The sequence below is a fragment of the Hominiventricola aquisgranensis genome (assembly GCF_040096225.1).
Classification (GTDB): Bacteria; Bacillota; Clostridia; order Lachnospirales; family Lachnospiraceae; genus Hominiventricola; species Hominiventricola aquisgranensis.
Genome location: NZ_JBBMFC010000002.1, coordinates 52317 through 71547, shown reverse-complemented (window position 1 = coordinate 71547; position 19231 = coordinate 52317). Strand labels below are relative to the sequence as shown.

At 45.4% G+C, this 19231-nt stretch carries 20 protein-coding genes and 1 other annotated feature (1 of these 21 running past the window's edge); all 20 genes read right to left on the bottom strand.

Annotated features, from left to right (window positions below; genetic code table 11):
* Positions 1-59: a binding site (T-box leader), on the bottom strand; it reaches 190 nt to the left of the window's first position.
* 126 nt (positions 60-185) lie between these two features.
* Positions 186-1148, bottom strand: a complete 963-nt coding sequence (locus WMO62_RS01340; RefSeq protein WP_349143547.1) for an L-lactate dehydrogenase — start codon at positions 1146-1148, stop codon at positions 186-188.
* Between the two features lie 57 nt (positions 1149-1205).
* Complete coding sequence (locus WMO62_RS01335; RefSeq protein WP_118596273.1) at positions 1206-2759, bottom strand: ABC-F family ATP-binding cassette domain-containing protein; 1554 nt, start codon at positions 2757-2759, stop codon at positions 1206-1208.
* Between the two features lie 244 nt (positions 2760-3003).
* Positions 3004-3639 (bottom strand): beta/alpha barrel domain-containing protein, encoded by a 636-nt coding sequence (locus tag WMO62_RS01330; RefSeq protein ID WP_117497920.1) that lies wholly within the window; start codon positions 3637-3639, stop codon positions 3004-3006.
* Between the two features lie 14 nt (positions 3640-3653).
* Entirely contained in the window at positions 3654-4139 is a 486-nt protein-coding gene (locus WMO62_RS01325; RefSeq protein ID WP_118511828.1) for a hypothetical protein, read from the bottom strand.
* A gap of 37 nt (positions 4140-4176) precedes the next feature.
* A complete protein-coding gene (gene dapA, locus WMO62_RS01320) occupies positions 4177-5067 on the bottom strand; it encodes a 4-hydroxy-tetrahydrodipicolinate synthase (RefSeq protein WP_349143546.1) in 891 nt (296 codons plus the stop codon).
* Between the two features lie 2 nt (positions 5068-5069).
* Positions 5070-5681 (bottom strand): SIS domain-containing protein, encoded by a 612-nt coding sequence (locus WMO62_RS01315; protein WP_118440813.1) that lies wholly within the window; start codon positions 5679-5681, stop codon positions 5070-5072.
* Positions 5682-5700: 19 nt separating this feature from the next.
* Complete coding sequence (locus tag WMO62_RS01310) at positions 5701-6459, bottom strand: HpcH/HpaI aldolase family protein (protein ID WP_349143545.1); 759 nt, start codon at positions 6457-6459, stop codon at positions 5701-5703.
* A gap of 57 nt (positions 6460-6516) precedes the next feature.
* Positions 6517-7803 carry a PTS ascorbate transporter subunit IIC gene (gene ulaA, locus WMO62_RS01305; RefSeq protein ID WP_147600417.1) on the bottom strand — a complete coding sequence of 429 codons (1287 nt, stop codon included), beginning with the start codon at positions 7801-7803 and terminating at the stop codon, positions 6517-6519.
* A gap of 70 nt (positions 7804-7873) precedes the next feature.
* Positions 7874-8152 carry a PTS sugar transporter subunit IIB gene (locus tag WMO62_RS01300; RefSeq protein WP_117497911.1) on the bottom strand — a complete coding sequence of 93 codons (279 nt, stop codon included), beginning with the start codon at positions 8150-8152 and terminating at the stop codon, positions 7874-7876.
* 36 nt (positions 8153-8188) lie between these two features.
* Entirely contained in the window at positions 8189-8629 is a 441-nt protein-coding gene (locus tag WMO62_RS01295; protein ID WP_117497909.1) for a PTS sugar transporter subunit IIA, read from the bottom strand.
* Between the two features lie 200 nt (positions 8630-8829).
* Positions 8830-10440, bottom strand: coding sequence for a carboxyl transferase domain-containing protein (locus WMO62_RS01290; protein ID WP_147600416.1), 1611 nt, complete (start codon positions 10438-10440; stop codon positions 8830-8832).
* 101 nt (positions 10441-10541) lie between these two features.
* Complete coding sequence (locus tag WMO62_RS01285) at positions 10542-11009, bottom strand: threonine/serine exporter family protein (RefSeq protein ID WP_349143544.1); 468 nt, start codon at positions 11007-11009, stop codon at positions 10542-10544.
* 4 nt (positions 11010-11013) lie between these two features.
* Positions 11014-11790, bottom strand: a complete 777-nt coding sequence (locus tag WMO62_RS01280) for a threonine/serine exporter family protein (RefSeq protein WP_349143543.1) — start codon at positions 11788-11790, stop codon at positions 11014-11016.
* Positions 11791-11865: 75 nt separating this feature from the next.
* Positions 11866-13080 carry an ABC transporter permease gene (locus WMO62_RS01275; protein ID WP_349143542.1) on the bottom strand — a complete coding sequence of 405 codons (1215 nt, stop codon included), beginning with the start codon at positions 13078-13080 and terminating at the stop codon, positions 11866-11868.
* Positions 13081-13082: 2 nt separating this feature from the next.
* Positions 13083-14474 carry an efflux RND transporter periplasmic adaptor subunit gene (locus WMO62_RS01270; RefSeq protein WP_349143541.1) on the bottom strand — a complete coding sequence of 464 codons (1392 nt, stop codon included), beginning with the start codon at positions 14472-14474 and terminating at the stop codon, positions 13083-13085.
* A complete protein-coding gene (locus WMO62_RS01265; protein WP_147600998.1) occupies positions 14467-15177 on the bottom strand; it encodes an ATP-binding cassette domain-containing protein in 711 nt (236 codons plus the stop codon). The genes WMO62_RS01270 and WMO62_RS01265 overlap by 8 nt, the downstream gene beginning before the upstream one ends.
* A gap of 236 nt (positions 15178-15413) precedes the next feature.
* Positions 15414-16079: a ClpP family protease gene (locus WMO62_RS01260; protein WP_349143540.1), complete on the bottom strand. Its 666-nt coding sequence runs from the start codon at positions 16077-16079 to the stop codon at positions 15414-15416.
* An 86-nt stretch (positions 16080-16165) separates the two neighbouring features.
* Entirely contained in the window at positions 16166-17449 is a 1284-nt protein-coding gene (locus tag WMO62_RS01255) for an O-acetylhomoserine aminocarboxypropyltransferase/cysteine synthase family protein (protein ID WP_117497898.1), read from the bottom strand.
* A gap of 71 nt (positions 17450-17520) precedes the next feature.
* Positions 17521-18441 carry a CFI-box-CTERM domain-containing protein gene (locus WMO62_RS01250; RefSeq protein WP_117497896.1) on the bottom strand — a complete coding sequence of 307 codons (921 nt, stop codon included), beginning with the start codon at positions 18439-18441 and terminating at the stop codon, positions 17521-17523.
* A 5-nt stretch (positions 18442-18446) separates the two neighbouring features.
* Entirely contained in the window at positions 18447-19175 is a 729-nt protein-coding gene (locus WMO62_RS01245; RefSeq protein ID WP_117497894.1) for a YebC/PmpR family DNA-binding transcriptional regulator, read from the bottom strand.
* Positions 19176-19231 lie beyond the last annotated feature (56 nt).

Below are 19231 nucleotides of genomic sequence, written 5' to 3'. Positions count from 1 at the left end.
ACCAATCGCAGCTCTCTGTAGATTTCCTTCCAGTTACTCGTCCTCGTCATTGCGAAGTTCCATATAACGATGCTTATGATACTCCACCCATTTTCATTTGTCAATGAATCGATTTCATTTTATGCACGAACCATTTTCACTTGTCCAGTGCATAGAACGATATCTTTTCGCTCATATGAATCTTTTTATTCCGTATATACACTTTCAATCGTAGATTTCAGGTAATGATAGCATTTCTCCAGATCCCGTTTTCCCTCTTCATCCAACGGAACCTCCAGGATCCGATCAATGCCGTTCTTGGATATAACACATGGCAGGCTCATGGCAACGCCGTTCATTCCATACTGGCCGGATACCACCGTAGACACCGGAACCACGGATTTTTCATTACGGACGATACTTCCGATCAGACGGCAGGCACTTAATGCCACACCAGAACTGGTGTAACCTTTCAGTTCTACAATATCCAGTCCGATCACCTTTGTATCATGAAGAAGCTTCTCCTTATCCAGCTTTTCCTTCAGTTCAAACTGCTTTTCGAATTCATCGAACGGAACCCCTACAATATTAACTGTGTTCCATGGAATAAAGGAGGTCGATCCATGCTCTCCCAGCACAAATCCGGTAACATTTTTAGCATCCACACCACACAGATCACCCAGCATCTTGTTAAATCGAGCTGTATCCAGCAGAGTTCCTGTTCCGAATATCTTGTTCGCCGGGTAATCAAATTTCTTCTGCGCAATATAAGTCAGAATATCCAGCGGATTGGAAACAACAATAATGATCGCATCCTTTGTGTAACGGGTAATCTGTTCCATAATATTGTTCATTACATCTACATTTTTCTCCAGCAGAACCATGCGGTCTCTGGAATTTCCCGGTGTAATGCTCGGACCTGCAGTGATCACAATGATCTGCGCATCCGCACACTCCTCATAGCCACCCACACGGATATTGGCATTGGCACTGTACGCAAATGCAGTGGTATGGCTGGCATCCAGCACCTCTCCCAGTGCTTTCTTCTGATTGCGGTTCACTACCACAATATCATCCAGAATATTCATCCGAAGCACTGAATTCAAGATCGCACTTCCTACATTTCCTGCTCCTATGATTACCAGTTTTCCATATGAAATAGTTCCCATATTGATGCACTCCTCTCGTTCATTCCCATTTTTCTTCCATCTGTCTGCAGTTGTCACCTACACACGTGTCGTCCATTTACTGCAGTCCCACACCTTGGTTGCCAGTCCTTCATAGAATTCCGGCTCATGGCACACCATCAAAATACTTCCACGATACTCCTGCAGTGCTCGCTTCAGTTCATCTTTAGCATCCACATCCAGATGATTGGTAGGCTCGTCCAATACAAGCAGATTACTCTGGCGGTTCACCAGCTTGCACAGGCGAAGCTTTGCCTGCTCACCTCCACTTAACACCCTTACTTTACTCTCAATATGCTTGGTGGTCAATCCACATTTTGCAAGAGCAGATCTTGCCTCATATTGACTGTATGCCGGAAACTCCTGCCACAGTTCTTCCAGACAGGTAGTTTCAATATCCTGGCTCATCTCCTGCTCAAAATAACCGATCTCCAGATAGTCACCCAGCTCCACACTGCCACCCAGCACCGGAATCAGTCCAAGGATACTCTTTAAGAGGGTTGTCTTACCGATTCCGTTGGCTCCTGTAAGCACCAGTTTTTCTCCTCGTTCCATCTCCACATTCAGCGGAACGGACAGCGGTTCATCATAACCGATCACCAGCTCACTGGTCTTAAAAATATATCTGCCCGGCACACGTGCTTCTTTAAAATGAAACTCCGGCTTTGGTTTCTCTGCTGCCAGCTCGATTACATCCATCTTATCCAGCTTCTTCTGGCGGGACATGGCCATATTTCTTGTAGAAACCCGGGCCTTATTTCTCGCCACAAAGTCTTTTAACTGCGCAATCTCCTTCTGCTGACGATTGTAGGCTGCCTCCAGCTGCGCTTTCTTCACTGCGTAAACTTCCTGGAACTTGTCATAATCGCCCACATAACGATTCAACTGCTGATTATCCATGTGATAGATCAGGTTGACTACACTGTTCAGGAACGGAATATCATGGGAGATCAGGATAAATGCATTTTCATAATCATTGAGATACCGTTTCAGCCACTCAATATGTTCCACATCCAGATAGTTGGTAGGCTCATCCAACAACAGAATATCCGGCTTCTCCAACAGCAGTTTACCAAGAAGTACCTTTGTTCTCTGTCCACCACTTAACTCCGTCACATCTCTGTCCAGACCAACTTCTGCAAGTCCAAGTGCACGGCCAACTTCCTCTACTTTTGCATCTATCATATAAAAATCATGGGCAGACAGAAGTTCCTGGATCAATCCAGTCTCCTCCATATAAGAAGCCATCTCTTCCTCTGTGGCATCTGCCATCTTATCATACATCTGGTTCATCTGTTCTTCCAGATCAAACAGAAATGCAAAAGCGGAGGCCAGAGTCTCCCTTACAGTCATTCCCTTTTTCAGTTCTGTATGCTGATCCAAGTATCCTACACGGACATTTTTTGCCCATTCGACCTTTCCTTCATCCGGCTGCAGTTTTCCGGTGATAATGCTCATGAAAGTTGATTTTCCTTCACCATTGGCGCCAATCAGACCGATATGTTCTCCTTTTAACAGGCGAAAAGACACATCCTGAAAGATCGCGCGGTCACCAAATCCATGACTTAAGTGCTCTACATTTAATATACTCATAAAAATCCTCTGTTCTTTCGTAATCTTCCTGTAGCAGTCTATCATATCCGCTCTGTTTTTTCAATGAAGTATCCATGCAAAAAAATCCCGCAGGTACGGGAAATTCCATACCTGCGGAATTTTTGTATAAACATATCAATATTACCGCTTGATGTTATCTTGCGTGTATTACATCGTGAGCATAGCTCACTCAGTAACTTCGTCGTTCGTCAAATGTGCAAGCACATTGACTCACTTGCACTCGTTACATAGCTGCACGAGTCTCATCAATGATAGTCTTGATCTTCTTAGCGTTAGCAGCGATCTCCTCAGTGGTTCCTTTCGTAAGAAGTCCACCGAATCCACAGCAGTCAACGCCTCTCTTTACATAATCATTCAGATTGTCAAGAGTGATTCCGCCGGAAGCCAGGATCGGCATGAACGGGATCGGAGTCTTGAATACAGATACCATCTTTGGACCATAGAAATCAGAGATCGGGAATGCTTTGATAAATGCAGCACCGTACTCAAGACCGGTAACAGCCTCAGTTACACTTGTGCAGCCCGGTGCATACGGGATCTGATAACGGTTGCAAACGATGGCAACTTCTTTACTCAGGTTCGGAGCGATGATGAACTGTGCACCAGCCAGGATTGCATGTCTTGCGGTCTCAGCATCCAGAACAGTACCAGCACCTACTACCAGTTTGTCACCATATTTCTCACGAAGTGCAGCAATTACCTCACCTGCATTCGGAAGGGTATAGCTGATCTCCAGACAGTCGATTCCACCGTCCAGGCATCCCTGAGCGATCTCGAATCCTCTCTCTACCGTCTTCACACGTACAATTGCCATTGCTCCAGTGTCTGCAATTCTCTTTGTTACTTCGATTTTCTGCATAATAACAGCTCCTCCTACTTTTTCTCTACTTTTTCTACTTTGAGCCTGTGAGCGGAAAGTACCTGCATCACTTCTGCTTCCAGCTTGTCCAGCTCATTTCTGCGGAAAGGCCAGATAACCCCTACATAGTTCCAACCGGACGGATGTTTCACCTCACTGGAAGCAATAAAGATTTTCACAGATTTCCAGTCACGAAGCACTTTAACTTCTTTGATCTTGCTGTACTGCATGGTCACTGCATTACCGGGAAGGGAATGAATCACAAGCTCTTTTTTCTTAAACTCACACACTGGCGTTCCTGCAAACAGCTTTTTCCCATAGCGGAACATATACTTTACAGAAAACCAGATACCTGTTGCACCCAGAAACACACCCAGATAGAAGATGCGGTTCATGAACTCTGCACAGATAAACATCAGCACAAGTGTCAGAATCAGATTTCCTGCGGTATATAATGCCAGCTTTACGCGGTCTTCTTCAATTACTACATAGTCGCTCATGTTATATTCTTTTCCTTAATTTTTGTTTTGGTTCAGCTTACAGACCGTAGTATTTCAGCATCTCTTTGATCTTCTCATCGTCAGCAGCACTCAGCTCCTGTACCGGCATTCTTGCCGGACCAATCTCAGCAATACCAGCCAGCTCGGTTGCACGTTTCATAACACTCGGAACAGTTCCAAGTTTCAGAACGCCACGGAGAACATCAATATCTTTCTGAAGCTTCTCAGCTTTCTCAGTCTCGCCTGCACGAAGTGCTTTGTCAAGACCTACCAGAGTGTCAACGATTACGTTACTGGTTCCAGCTACAGCACCGGTTGCACCCAGGCCATATGCATAAGAGATCTTGGAATCACTTCCGACCAGAAGCTGAAGCTCTTTACGTTTGCTGATTTCAGCATAAGCCTGCAGTCTGTCAAGCTCTCCGCTGGAATCTTTGATACCCTGAATGTTATCAAAATCAGCCAGACGATCTACCAGTTCAGGATCAAGCGGGCAGCCAGTAGCCTTCGGGATGTTGTAAAGAACGATCGGAATATTAACGCTCTCAGCAACAGCTTTGTAATGAGCGTACAGGTTCTCGTTGGTCGGTTTCAGGAAGTACGGAGTGATAACAGAAAGTGCATCTGCTCCTGCTGCCTCTACCTTCTGGGAGAGACGTACAGTTGCTCTGGTAGAGCAGCATCCGGTTCCTACGTATACCGGTACTCTCTTGTTAACGATCTCAACCACACGTTTGGTCATCTCAATCTTCTCATCCTCATCGATCACATGGAACTCACCGTTACTTCCCAGGATGAAGATACCGTTTACACCATGCTCGATCAGGTGGTTGATCAGCTTTTCAGTTGCCTCATAGTTAATGCTCTGCTCTGCGTCACGGTGGAACGGTGTGACGATCGGAGTGATAATGCCTTCCATTTTCATCATAATTATTTTTCTCCTTCTCTAATGCTCTTTCCTAAAGATCCGCCTGGATGCCACTTCACATACTGCTTCGGATCAAGATGTTTCTCATTCTGAAGAAGAATGCTTAAGCACTGCAGCATCATGATCTCAACAAGGATGGATGCACGAGGAGGCTTGTTCATAGAGTCACCTTCCTGTGCAACACCAGCGATCAGTGCTACATCACCTGCTTTTGCAAGCCAGGATTCCGGTTTTCCGGTCAGAGCAATGATCTTTGCTCCGTTTTTCTTCAAAGTCTCTACAGTCGCTTTCAGTTCCATGGTCTCACCACTGTTGGAGATTGCAATAACTACATCTCCCGGAAGAACCTGTCCTGAGCTTCCGTGTACAGCCTCTGTTCCGTGCAGCTCGTATGCCGGAGTTGCAGTACTGGAAAGCAGAGATGCTGCGTAACCTGCCACATGACCTGGTTTACCAATACCAGTTACGTGTACACGATTTTTGTTTGCCTCTGCATCAAGGATCAGTTTTTTTGCAGCACTGAGAGCTTCTACATCAATACTGTCCATCCAGATCTTCATCTGTTCAGAAGCAATGTCAAGAAATTCTTTGATCTGTTCTCTATCTGTTGCCATAGTAAGTCCCTTTCTTCTGTCACTCTTCCAGATTGTTATACTCTTCTACTGCTTTTTTCATACAGTCTCTGAGCATATGGGCATCAATTGCCGAAACCAGAATATTGACATCTTTATAAAAATGCTTGAGCAGCTGATTTCCTCCAATGATTCCGAATGCTTTTCCATGCTTTCTGCAGGAGTCCGCTACTTTCTGGATCATTGCCAGTTCCCATTCGTCCATGACATTATCCGGATTTCCCATAGAAATACCAAGATCACACGGGCCAACAATTGCTGCGTCAATACCATTGACGCTGAGGATCTCATCTACATTTTCAACACCTTTGACAGTTTCAATCTGTGCGATTGCCATTGTACGGTGATTCATCTCTTTCATGCGATGTTCATGATTTCCGCTTGGACCAAAATCCGTATGAGGTCCACCAGAATAGCTTCTGATCCCCTCCGGCGGATATTTACTCCAGCCCACAAACTGCTCTGCCTGCTCTTTTGTCTCCATCATAGGTACCATAACTCCGCTGGCTCCACAGTCCAGAATCCCAGACACGTCAGCCCGCGCAAGCTGTGCCACTCTTACAATAGAAGGAAAACCTCTTCCATTTCCAAGCAGGATCAGGTTTGTCAGCTTGTCGTACGTAAAAGAACCATGTTCGCAGTCATAAAAGATAAAATCCATTCCAGCCTGCTGTGCAATCAGCGGCATGGCAGGACTGTCCACCGTCTGGACAAACACACCTTTTAATTTTTGTTTACGCCATAACTCTTTGAGTTCCATCTTTTTCTCTCTAAAAAAGGGCAGGGAAAACCTAGTTCCCCCGCCCAAATGTTTTAATTAGTGAAAGATTCCAAGGATTGCGTTCAGTGCAGCACCCAGAATGTTATAGTCAACGTTCGGGAAGGAAGCATCAGCAATTCCCAGAGCAGCAAATGCCGGATACAGAATCAGAGGCAGACCGGTCAGAGCCAGACCTACGATAAAGGAACCAACAAGTGCACCTTTCCATCCACCATGGATGTTTCCGAATACACCACAAGTACCGCCGGAGAAGAAGCAGATACCAGCTGCCGGAATCATGATAGTGCTGCTGTGCATAGCAACCATGATAGCCATAGCAACAAGTCCGCCAAGGAAAGATCCAACAAAACCGATCAATACTGCAGTCGGTGCGAACGGGAAGATAGCCGGACAATCAACTGCCGGTTTGGAGTTCGGGATGTATTTCTCAGAGATTGCAACGAATGCTGCGGTGATCTCTGCGATGAACTGACGAACACCATAAATAAGAACGCTCATACCAGCCGCAAACTGCAGACCCTGCAGGAACGGATAGATGAACCAGATATTGTTTCCGGATTTCTCAAGAACAACATCCATATGTCCGTTTACAACGCAAGCGATTACTGCGATGTAGAACAGAACTACCATGAACAGAGCTACAGAGAATACGAAGTCTCTGAACAGCTCAAAGAATTTCGGCATATTCACGTTGCTTGCGTCACTCTTCTCTTTGTTTCCGCCAGCTTTCTCGAACAGTAATCCTACATATCCGGAGAATGCATATCCAAGGCAGTTGAAGTGACCCATAGACAGGTTATCTGCGCCGGTCAGATCTTTCATGAAGCGCTGGCACAGAGTCGGCAGTGCAGCACCACAGAAACCAAGCAGGATACCACCAACTACTACGGTTACAGCCATCGGCATATCGTTAGCGATAAATACCAGAGCGATAACGCATGCGAAATACAGGAAGTGCTGTCCGGTAAGGAAAATAGATTTGAACGGTGTGAACTTTGCAAATACAAGGTTCATGATAAATCCGATAACAAATACCAGAGCAACCTCGGTTCCGTAAGTATCCAGAGCCAGAGCAGTTGCAAGCTCAACCTGAGTTGTAACACCTGCAATACCGAAAGCGGTGTTGAACAGGGTTGTAAAATCATTAACTACTGCGGACATTGCATTGGATCCGATATTGAATACCATGAATCCAATAACTGTTTTTACAGTTCCACTGATAGTATCTACTGCACTCTTCTTCTGAAGAAGCAGACCGATCAGTGCAACAAGACCCATAATAAGAGCCGTATTACGTGACTGTGCTAAAATTGCATCTAACATTAAATTTTCTCCCCTAACATAAAATCACGATCAGCGCCTGATGCGCCGCCGTATTCATTCAAAAATAAGATTACTGTTTGGTAGCAAGGAACTCTTCCAGTTTTGCTTTCATCTCTGCTTTATCTACGATATTGCGGATACCAAGCGCATACGGAACTTTGTCCTTCAGCTCTCCAGCCAGGTCATCCATAGTGATAACCAGGTCTCCAGTGAAACCTACGATAGAATCCAGGTTACCATGCTCAGTCTTGATCGGGAAGTTATTCTCATTGATAACCTGATCAGCTTTGATCTTGAGCAGCATACTGGAACCCATGCCTGCACGGCAGCAAACTAATGCTTTGTACATAATCCAATCCTCCTTGATTAATTTGTTTTGTAGATACTACTTGCTCAGGTAATCCAGAACCTCTTTCGGGTCGGTTGCCTGATCCAACATTTTGAAGAACTCCTGGTCTTCCAGTCTCTCGGCCAGATCTGCCAGGGCGTCAAGATGCTCAGTATTGTTTCTTGCGCTTAAACAGAACAGATACTTAACCGGATCGTTCGCTTCGCTTCCAAACTCAACCGGTGTAGCAAGTGTTGCAACGCCAATAGCACTCTCAAGTGCGCCAGCTTCCGGTCTTGCGTGCGGCAGTGCCACATGCTGTGCAAGAACAAAATAAGGACCAGATTCCTTTGCTCCAACGATAATATCATCGATATAGGACTGTTTTACTTTGCCAGCCTCAAGAAGCGGCTGCGCAGCTTTACGTACGGCATCTTCCCAGTCTGTAGCTTCGATATTAAGGCGGATCAGGTTCTCACTTGTTAAATCCTTTAACATCTTTTTTCCTCCTTTCTTCCTATGCTGTCTACTGTAGTATACCACAGGTTGTGCTCAGTTCCTATTGTCACATTTGCACAATATAATTTTTAAATTTTTTAATTTTTTTTATATATTTTTAATTTTTGAGAATTATTTTATTACACAAAACATCTTTATATGGAATTTCCATGTCTTTTATGCCAATTTTTTCCACTCTTTTACAATGGAATATTTCCATGTTTTTTCGGAACAGGTGCTACCTGCTTGTTTTTGAGCATTTTTAATGCCGCTTTCAGACGGCTTCTTGTCTCATCCGGACGAATAACTTCCGTAACAAATCCACGAGATGCTGCCACATATGGATTCATGAACTTGTCTTTATATTCCTGAACAAGCTGTGCTCGTGTTGCTTCTTTGTCTTCTGATTCATTGATGGCACGACGGAACGCAATGTTAACAGCTCCTTCTGCTCCCATAACAGCAATCTCTGCTCCCGGCCAGGCATAGACCAGATCTGCTCCCATGTTCTTACTGTTCATGGCAATATAAGCACCACCATATGCTTTTCTCATAATCACAGAGATCTTCGGAACAGTTGCCTCAGAAAATGCATACAGCATCTTGGCTCCGTGGCGAATGATTCCTTTATGTTCCTGTGCAGTTCCCGGCATAAATGCAGGTACATCTACCAGCACTACCAACGGTACATTATAGCAGTCACAAGTACGGATAAATCTTGCCGCCTTGTCGGATGCATCATAATCAAGGCTTCCTGCCAGCACCATCGGCTGATTTGCCACGATGCCAACGCTCTCTCCATTGATCCTTGCATATCCTACTACAATATTTTTTGCAAAATCCTTCTGAACTTCCAGGAAACTATCCTTATCGCAGATACATTCGATCACTTCCAGCACATCATATGCCTTTCTGGAATTGTCCGGCACAATATCCACCAGCTCTCCACAATAGTCCTGGGTATCCATCTTTTTACCTCTGACCAGTGTATTCAGTGCATACAGCAGTGATTTCTTTCCATTGGTCTCATCGGCCAGTTCCTTTACCGGAGGCTTCTCCAGATAGCTGCCAGGCAGATAGGACAGAAGCTGTTTCACTCCCTCAAAGCAGGAAGTCTCATCCTGATAAGTAAAATGTGTCACACCACTCTTGGTGGCATGCACTTTCGCACCTCCCAGTTCTTCTACTGTACATTCTTCATTTACGACAGTCTTTACTACCTGCGGTCCGGTAATAAACATTTTACTGATATCATCTACCATGAAAATGTAATCGCAGATTGCCGGAGAATAGCATGCTCCGCCGGAACAAGGTCCTACGATCACTGCGATCTGCGGGATCACGCCGGATGCTTTTGTATTTCTCAGGAAAATATTTGCATAACCGCTCAAAGAGTCGATACCCTCCTCGATACGGGCTCCGCCACTGTCATTGATCATGATGATCGGTGCCTTCATATCATAAGCCATATCCTGGATTCGGGCGATCTTCATGGAATGATATTCACCCAGTGATCCTCCGATAACTGTAAAGTCCTCAGAAGACACGAACACTGTACGTCCATTGATCTCACCATATCCGGTCACTACGCCATCTCCAGGCACTCTCTTCTTATCCAGACCAAAATCATCAATTCTTGATTCTATAAAACTGTCTACTTCCACAAAAGTTCCTGGATCAAAAAGCATATCGATTCTTTCACGGGCTGTAAGTTTTCCACTCTTATGCTGCTTTTCAATACGGTCAGCTCCACCCGCCTGTAAAATTCTGTTTCTCTTCTTATCCAGGACATTGATTCTGTCTCTCCACATATGTCATACACCTCTGAATATTATTTTGACTTTCAAAGTATATAACATATGTGGCGTCCTGTCAATATACTTTGATATTCAAAGTATATATTTTCTGCATGTCACTCGCGTTCCTTCCACCACGCCTGCATTTTTCTTGAAAAATCACACAGTGCCCAGACAATGCTCATGCCTGTACCAATTCCAAGTGCGCACTGAAAGGTCTGTAAGCCATAGATACTTGCCTGTGCCAGTTGTCCGTACACCGCACAGCTCATACTGTAATATAATGTACTTCCCGGAATCAGCGGGATCATCGCCACAATAAAGAATAATGTGGACGGTGCTTTCAGCCACCGCGCCAGCACTTCCGCATACAATGCACCAAATGCACTTGCCGCCAGAGATGGAAAGAAATATCCTGGCATGACAGGTGCACAGATCAGATACACCAGCCAGGTCAGCAGTCCCCCAAAGGATGCGATCATCAGAAAATTTCTGCGAAGATGAAACATGATCGCAAATCCGGCCGATCCAAAAAATGCCATCAAAAGCTGCAGCATCTTCCCCCATGTAGCTATTTCTCCCATACGATCACCACACCTTTCCAACAATCCAGAATGCGCTCAGAAAACCAAATGCCAGACATCCAGCCCAGAGCATAGCTTCAATAAACCTCATGATTCCCGATATGGTGTCTCCGGTCAGCACATCTCTCACCGCATTGGTGATAGGAATACCTGGAATCAACAACATAATATCACCAATCATGATCATATCCATATCAAGCCCTGGCACCAACCGGCATATGAGCCGGATACCGATTCCTGTCAGGAAAGAAGCGATCACATTAAATACCATAGTATTCATACAGATCAACTCCACATAATCCTGCAAAAGGCTGATTGCCACTGCAAAGATTCCGGAAAACAAAGCATCTTTCCATCCACCTCCAAAAAACACAGCAAAGCTTGATGCTGCCAGAATATTTCCTACATACCGTTCCCGTCGCGGGATCCTGATCTTGCGGATCTGCGCCAGCCTCCGTCCAAGTTCTCCTACGGGAAATGGATCCTCACAATACTCCCGGCTCAGCACATTGAGACATTCCAGCCTGGTAAAATCATTACCTCCCGCTTTCCTGACCCTGCGGGTCTGGGTCAGTTCTCTTCCATCTTTTAATTCCATTGTGATCACAATACTGGAAGTGATCACAAACACATTCATACGCTCCACACCGTAGGCTTTTCCCATTCGTGCCAGAGTATCTTCCACCCGGAACACCTCTGCTCCGCAGGTCTGCATCAGTTCTCCCATGATCAGGATCTCATGCAAAAAAAGCTCCGGCGTATCCCGTTCTGTTCTTTCCATTATTGTTGCTCCCCTTTTTTCGTATATCATTACCATCAGCATATACTTTTCTTACGGTTTGAGCAACCCATTTTATTAATTTCTCCGCAAAGCCTCAATAGGACTTAAATGCGCTGCTTTTCTGGCCGGATAGATGCCAAAGAAAATACCGACACCACAGGAAAATATGGTTGCAGTCAACACAGTCGCCATACTGACAGACGGAGAGAAAGCCACCATAGGAAGTGCACAGATTGCATAAGCTCCACCGATACCCAGCACAATACCGATCACGCCTCCAATACCGGTGATGATGGCTGACTCCGCCAGAAACTGAACCAGAATGGATTTCGTTCTGGCTCCCAATGCTTTTCGAATACCGATCTCACGAGTCCTCTCTGTCACTGATACCAGCATAATATTCATAACACCAATGCCTCCTACCAGCAGGGAAATAGCCGCCACCAGCATAATAAAGATGGTGATCATACTGAGCACCTGCATCACTGAAGCCATCTGGCTTTCAAAGTCTTCGATCAGGAAAGCATCCTGACCGGTCATTCCGTGACGGGCTTCAAGCAGGCTCTTTACCTCCTGTGCAATCTCCTTCGTGCCGGAACTGTTCTGTGAAAACACATAGACATTATCAAAATCATTAAACTGTGCCCAGTAAGAATCCGAAGTATAAGGTACATTGATGTCCAGATAAGCATCCCCATATCCGGTTGCCACAAAAGCACCATCTATAGATTTCTTCACACCAACGATTCTCATATTTTTAATAACATCTCCATCATCCATTTCAAAGGTCAGCCCGATCACATCTGTAGTCCCAAACATACGGACAGCATCTGCTTCGCTGATCACAGCCACATCATTTCCTGCGTAAAAATCATCCCAGGTGTACCAATGTCCGCAGGCCATAACAGAATTATTTGAAAACTCATCATCTGGATCAGCATAATTCACGATCGCATCAAAGGTTCCTTTTCCTGTTGTAACACTATTCAGCATATTTCCTGCCGTAGAAGTACAGCCTTTCACTCCATCCAGCATACGGATTGCCTCCCGGTCCGCTTCGGTGATCACCGGCACTTCTTCCAGATTACTGTTGACATAGATATAGATTTGTCCGCCTGCCACAGCTGTCAGCTCCTGCTCCATCTCCATCCTGGCTCCATTTCCCACCGACATGATCAGAATCACCGATGATACCCCAATAATAATGCCCAGCATAGTCAGGAACGACCGACCTCTGTTCATGCGAATATTGGCCAAAGCCATTTTTACATATTCCCAGAGCTGTCCCATACTCAACCCTCCACCGAATTGACTGCCATGCCCTCTTCGATGCCGGCATCCACACTGATGATCACCTGTTCTCCGACTTCCAGACCCTTCTTGATCTCTGTATACTCATCTGAAGAGATTCCTGCTGTCACCATCCGCTTCTGAACCATGCCATCTGTTACCACATAGACAAAACTTCCATCCTTACCGATATTGATTGCTTCAACGGGGATCACCACAACATTTTCTGCCTTGTTGCCTTCCACCATCACCCTGGCATCCACACCCAGATAGAGGTCTGTATCCGGGTTATCGATATGGATCTCACCCTGAATGATCGATGCACCTTTTTCATTCTTGGCAGCTGCACGACTGATTCTTGTAACAGTTCCTTCATACTGTTTTCCTGCGATAGTCGCAACAGCTTTCTGGCCTTCTTCTATCTTTTCCAGATCACTTTTACTAAACGAAACATCCACACACACCTTCTCGATACTGCTGACGGTAAAAAGTTCTCCGCCATTTTCCACGTTGCTGCCATCCACAGCTTTGACACCAGTCACAATACCTGCAAAGTCGGCTTTGATACCATCACTGACCTGTGCCACCGCATCGGTCACCTCGGCAGACTTCAGCGCCTGCAGCTCTTTGGAAGCTTCTGCCTGTTTTTTTGCGTCTGCTGTCATCATCGTACTTTCTGTAGAATTTTTGATTCCTTTCTGTTCAGACAGATCACTCTGAAATTCTGCCAGTTCCTCCTCCTTCACAGCCAACTGATTGGTTGCCTGATCGATCTTGGCCTGATATTCTTCTGCCAGATTTTTGTGATTGTCATTCTGTGCTTCTCTCAAAAAACATCCCATATCCGTCAGATATTGTTTCAACGCACGGACCTCTGCTTTCGCATTCTCCACCTGCTGCTCCAGAATCTCCACATCATGGCTGGAACGGCTGTACTCAGAAGTATCTTTGCTGTTCTTATCCATCGTGTTCTGATATCCATAATATGCTTCGTCGTTCTGCAGCGCTGCTTCTTTCTTCCGGTTTTCCAGATCCTGCGCATCATAGGTCAGCAATACCTGTCCGGCCTCTACTGCATCGCCTTCCTGCACCTTACATACTTCTACTTTGGCAGCTAATGGTGAAAAATAGGTCTTCTGCTGTTCGGTCTTTACCGTACCGCTGGTGTCTATGGTCTGTTTCACGGTTCCTTTCTCGGTACTTCGCACCATGACCACCGGAAGTGCTGCCGGTGTCAGTACCCGGCTTACAATAAATAACACCAGTACGGCAGCGATCACACCTCCGATGATCCGCTTCTTTCTCTTTTTCTTCTGTTGTGGTGTCAGTTCTGCCTTTACAAGCTCTGTCGTGTTCTCGCTCTGTTCTTTCTTCCTTTTCCAAAATTTATGCATTGTATTTCTCTCCTGTCTGCTTGTTCATAAAGTCTGCTTCTACTTTTCCATCCTTGATCCGGATCACCCGATTCACCTGTGCGGCAATCTCATCGTCATGAGTGATCAGGATCACAGTCCGTCCGCTTCGGTGAAGTTCCTTTAACACTTCCATGATTTCCTGTGTAGAACGGGAATCCAGATTCCCGGTTGGCTCATCTGCCAGTATCACCGGCGGTCTGGCCGCAATGGCTCTGGCAATAGCTACTCGCTGCTGCTGTCCTCCTGACATCTCGCTTGGCTTGTGATCCATCCGATGTTCCAGTCCCACGGCTTTCAACGACTCCACTGCCAGGTCTTCCCTTTCCTTCTTTGAAACACCTCTGTAGATTAATGGCAATTCCACATTCTCCTTGGCAGTCAGATTGGGAATCAGATTAAATCCTTGAAAGATAAATCCAATCTCCACATTTCTCACATCCGACAGTTCATCATCCGTCATATTTGACACGTCTTTACCATTCAAATAATAATTGCCGGACGTTGGAACATCCAGACATCCAAGCATATTCATCAGTGTAGATTTACCAGATCCCGAATGTCCGATAATACCTACCAGTTCTCCCTTGTCGATGCTCAGATCTACATGATCCAGAGCACGCACTTCATTTTCCCCCGGATTATATACTTTGCAAAGATCTCTGACCCTGATCAACGGTTCTATCAATTACTTACGCCTCCTTTTTTGTGCTATTTAATTATTGTATTAAGTGCTTAGTATAATAACATATGCATCTTGTTTTGTAAACAACAATTCAAGTAGCTTTTATACATTACCATACTTTTTTCGCAAAAATACCGACTTTGGAAATTCTTCAGAAATCTTAAGAATGCCTGAAAAAAAGCTCCGGGAAGAATCCCGGAGCTGTCATATTGACCTCTTTTCAGTGTTAATTTTATTTATTTTGTTTCTGTCAAATCCAGCATTTTATACAATTTGTCATAAGCATCATGGATTCCACCCAGCTCATCGATCAGCCCTTCGGAAACTGCCTGTTCACCTACCAGCACACTTCCCACATCTTTGGTCAGTTCCCCGGTTTCCAGCATCAGCTGCATCAGACGCGCTTTGGAAATCCGACTATGATCTGTGATAAATCCGGCGATCCGGTCCTGAATCTTCTGAAAATATTCAAAAGTCTGTGCCACCCCTATGATCAGACCATTCATCCGGACCGGATGAATCATCATCGTTCCTGTCGGTACAATAAAGGAGTAGTCCGTGGACACCGCCAACGGAACACCAATCGAATGACTGCCTCCCAGAACCAGGGACACCGAGGGCTTACTGATGGATGCGATCATCTCGGCAATGGCAAGTCCACTCTCCACATCACCGCCTACCGTATTGATCAGCACCAGCAGCCCCCGGATCTGTGGATTTTCCTCCACTGCCGCCAGCATAGGAATCACATGCTCATATTTGGTTGTCTTACTGTTTGCGGCCAGACATTCATGCCCTTCTACTTCTCCGATGATCGTGAGCAGCTGGATCGGAGAAGATTCCTCTCTCCTTCTTTGCTCCGGCTGTCCGTATTTTTCCAGTTCATCTTGATTTTCTGCCATATAAAAAACCAGCCTTTCTGCCATACTTTTTCTCAGTATGCCAGAAAAACCGGTCTTCTATGTATCCTTATAAAATTGTATTTGATTTATACATTTGCAAGAGCCTGTGCCAAATCATCAATGATATCCTGTGGATTCTCGATTCCCACAGACAGACGGATCATGCCAGGGGTCACTCCCGCTTCTCTTAGCTGCTCCTCATTCATCTGACGATGGGTATGGCTTGCCGGATGAAGTACACAGGTACGGGCATCCGCCACATGAGTCACGATCGCACAAAGCTTCAGGCTGTCCATGAAACGAACTGCATCTTCCTTGGTTCCTTTCAGACCAAAGGAGAGAACACCGCAGGTTCCGTTTGGCATATACTTCTGAGCGACTTCATAATAACGGTCACCTTCCAGCATACCACAGTTTACGAATTCCACTTTCTCATGATTCTTCAGAAATTCTGCAACCTTCTTTGCATTGCTGCAATGCTTTTCCACACGCAGAGGCAATGTCTCAAGACCCACATTCAGTAGGAAGGAATTCATCGGAGATGGAATACTTCCCAGATCTCTCATAAGCTGTGCAGTTGCCTTGGTGATAAATGCTTTCTTGCCAAACCGTTCTGTATAGACAACACCATGATAGGTCTCGTCCGGAGTAGTCAGACCCGGGAATTTTTCAGCATGAGCATTCCAGTCAAAATTACCGCTGTCCACAATACATCCGCCCAGTGCCATGGCATGTCCATCCATGTATTTACTGGTGGAATGAGTAACAATATCCGCCCCGTGCTCAAATGGTCTGCAGTTGATGGGTGTTGCAAACGTATTATCTACGATCAGAGGTACGCCATGAGCATGAGCCAGTTTTGCGAACTTCTCAATATCCAGAATTGTCAGAGCCGGATTTGCAATGGTCTCACCTACCACAGCCTTGGTATTCGGACGAAATGCCTTGTCAATCTCTTCTGCCGGAGCATCCGGATCTACAAACGTACACTCCATCCCCATTTTATGGATAGTTGCTGCATACAGATTAAAGGTTCCCCCGTATACTTTTGCAGAACACACAATGTGATCCCCTGCCTGGCACAAATTAGCGATCGTATAGAAGTTCGCTGCCTGACCGGAAGATGTGAGCATGGCAGCTACACCGCCCTCAAGTTCACAGATTTTCTCTGCTACCGCATCGTTGGTCGGGTTCTGAAGTCTGCTGTAGAAATATCCATCTTCCTCCAGTGCAAACAATCTGCCCATTTCTTCCGTCGTATCATACTTAAATGTCGTGCTCTGATAGATCGGCAGTACTCTCGGCTCACCTTTCTTTGGTTTCCATCCTGCCTGTACGCAGATGGTATCTGGTCTGAACTCTTTACTCATTCGTAAAATCCTCCTTGATCCTTTTGTTTTATATCAGAACTGCCGTGGAGCATCTTCCCCACGGCAGTTTTTTACATCAAATATTTTACTTTGAGTGTTTCCACCATAGATTCATAAAGATCACGACATTCTTCGTATTCCTGCGCTTCGATCTTTCTGATGCAGGGCATCAGATAGTCCTCATACAACGCTCTGTAAATCTGCTCTTTATCCGCTTCTTTTTCCATACGTTTTACGATGGTCGGTGCAATGTCATAGTACTCTTCCACAAGCTCATGGCCGCCCTTGGCATGCTCCAGATACTCATCTCTATAACGTTTCAGAACGTTCAGCTCATAGCAGTCGGTTCCTTTTCCAAGGCCCTCGCACACAGCCGTAGTCACATAACACAGTTTTCTGCGGAAGCCGCCTGCAATTCCCTCATAGGTAGCTTTCCCAAGATTGGTTCCAAATGCCTGATTCCAGTCTGCCAGCAGATGATCTGCAAATTGCTCTGAATACTCACCCGGATATTTCACCGCCGACGGCACCAGATAAATACTCAGCAGAAAATTATAGTCCATCTGCTTCTGGTTCTTATGACCTTTGAACTTCACACCTGCCAGTTCCTCTTTTGCAGCATTTATCAAATGATCTGTCAGTTCAGTTGTCACACCGTCTGCATCCTCTGCATTGCCGCAGATCATATCCACTGCCTCAAACAGTGGTCTGTTGATACTGCAGAAATCATTGAAAGCACCCTCATACAGGTTCTTTCTGAAATTCTGCATAGGATTATCACACTCCCTGATCAGCTTCTCAAGAACAGCTTTTGCTGTATCCATATACTGATCATACTCTTCCTGCGATACTTTACGGATCTTACTCTTCTGTTTTTCCAGTGCTTCCTCCACGGAAATCTCTTTTCCGCAGAACATGCAGATGATCTGATCCCTGTCTTCCGGAACCTGGATCTTCTCATGGCAGCACGGGCATATTCCTTCTTTAAACATAGATTTTACTCATCCCAGTTGTGGTAGACTGCCTGAACGTCATCATCCTCATCCAGCAGATCCAGTGTACGGTTTAAGAATTTAATATCGTTTTCATCACTCAGAGTCACATAATTCTGCGGAATCATGGTGATCTCAGCCTCAGCCATCGGAATGCCTTCCTTCTCCAGTGTCTCGCGGACTTTTGAGAAATCATCCGGGGAAGTAAGAATCTCGAAGCTGTCCTCTTCCTCTGAGAAATCCTCTGCGCCTGCATCCAGAGCCATCATCATCAGATCGTCAGCATCCATATCACACTCTTCGCGGTCAATGATGATCTGTCCCTTCTGATCGAACATATAGGATACACAGCCACTGGTTCCCAGACTTCCGTTTCCTTTGGTAAATGCGTTACGTACATTGGAAGCAGTACGGTTCTTGTTGTCGGTCAGTGCTTCTACAATAATAGCGATTCCGCTCGGTCCATATCCTTCATATGTAACGTGCTCGTAGTTAACGGCATTCGCATCTCCTGCTGCACGCTTGATACCACGGTCAATCGTATCATTAGGCATGTTATTTGCTTTTGCTTTTGCAATAACATCGCGAAGACGGCTGTTGTTGTTCGGATCCGGACCGCCCTCTTTGACTGCAACGGCAATCTCACGGCCGATAATGGTAAAAACCTTACCCTTTGCAGCGTCGTTTTTCTCCTTTTTATGTTTTATGTTGGCGAACTTTGAATGTCCTGACATAAATATAACTCTCCTTTACTACTCTTTTGTTCCTAAAGATACATTGTAACATCTTG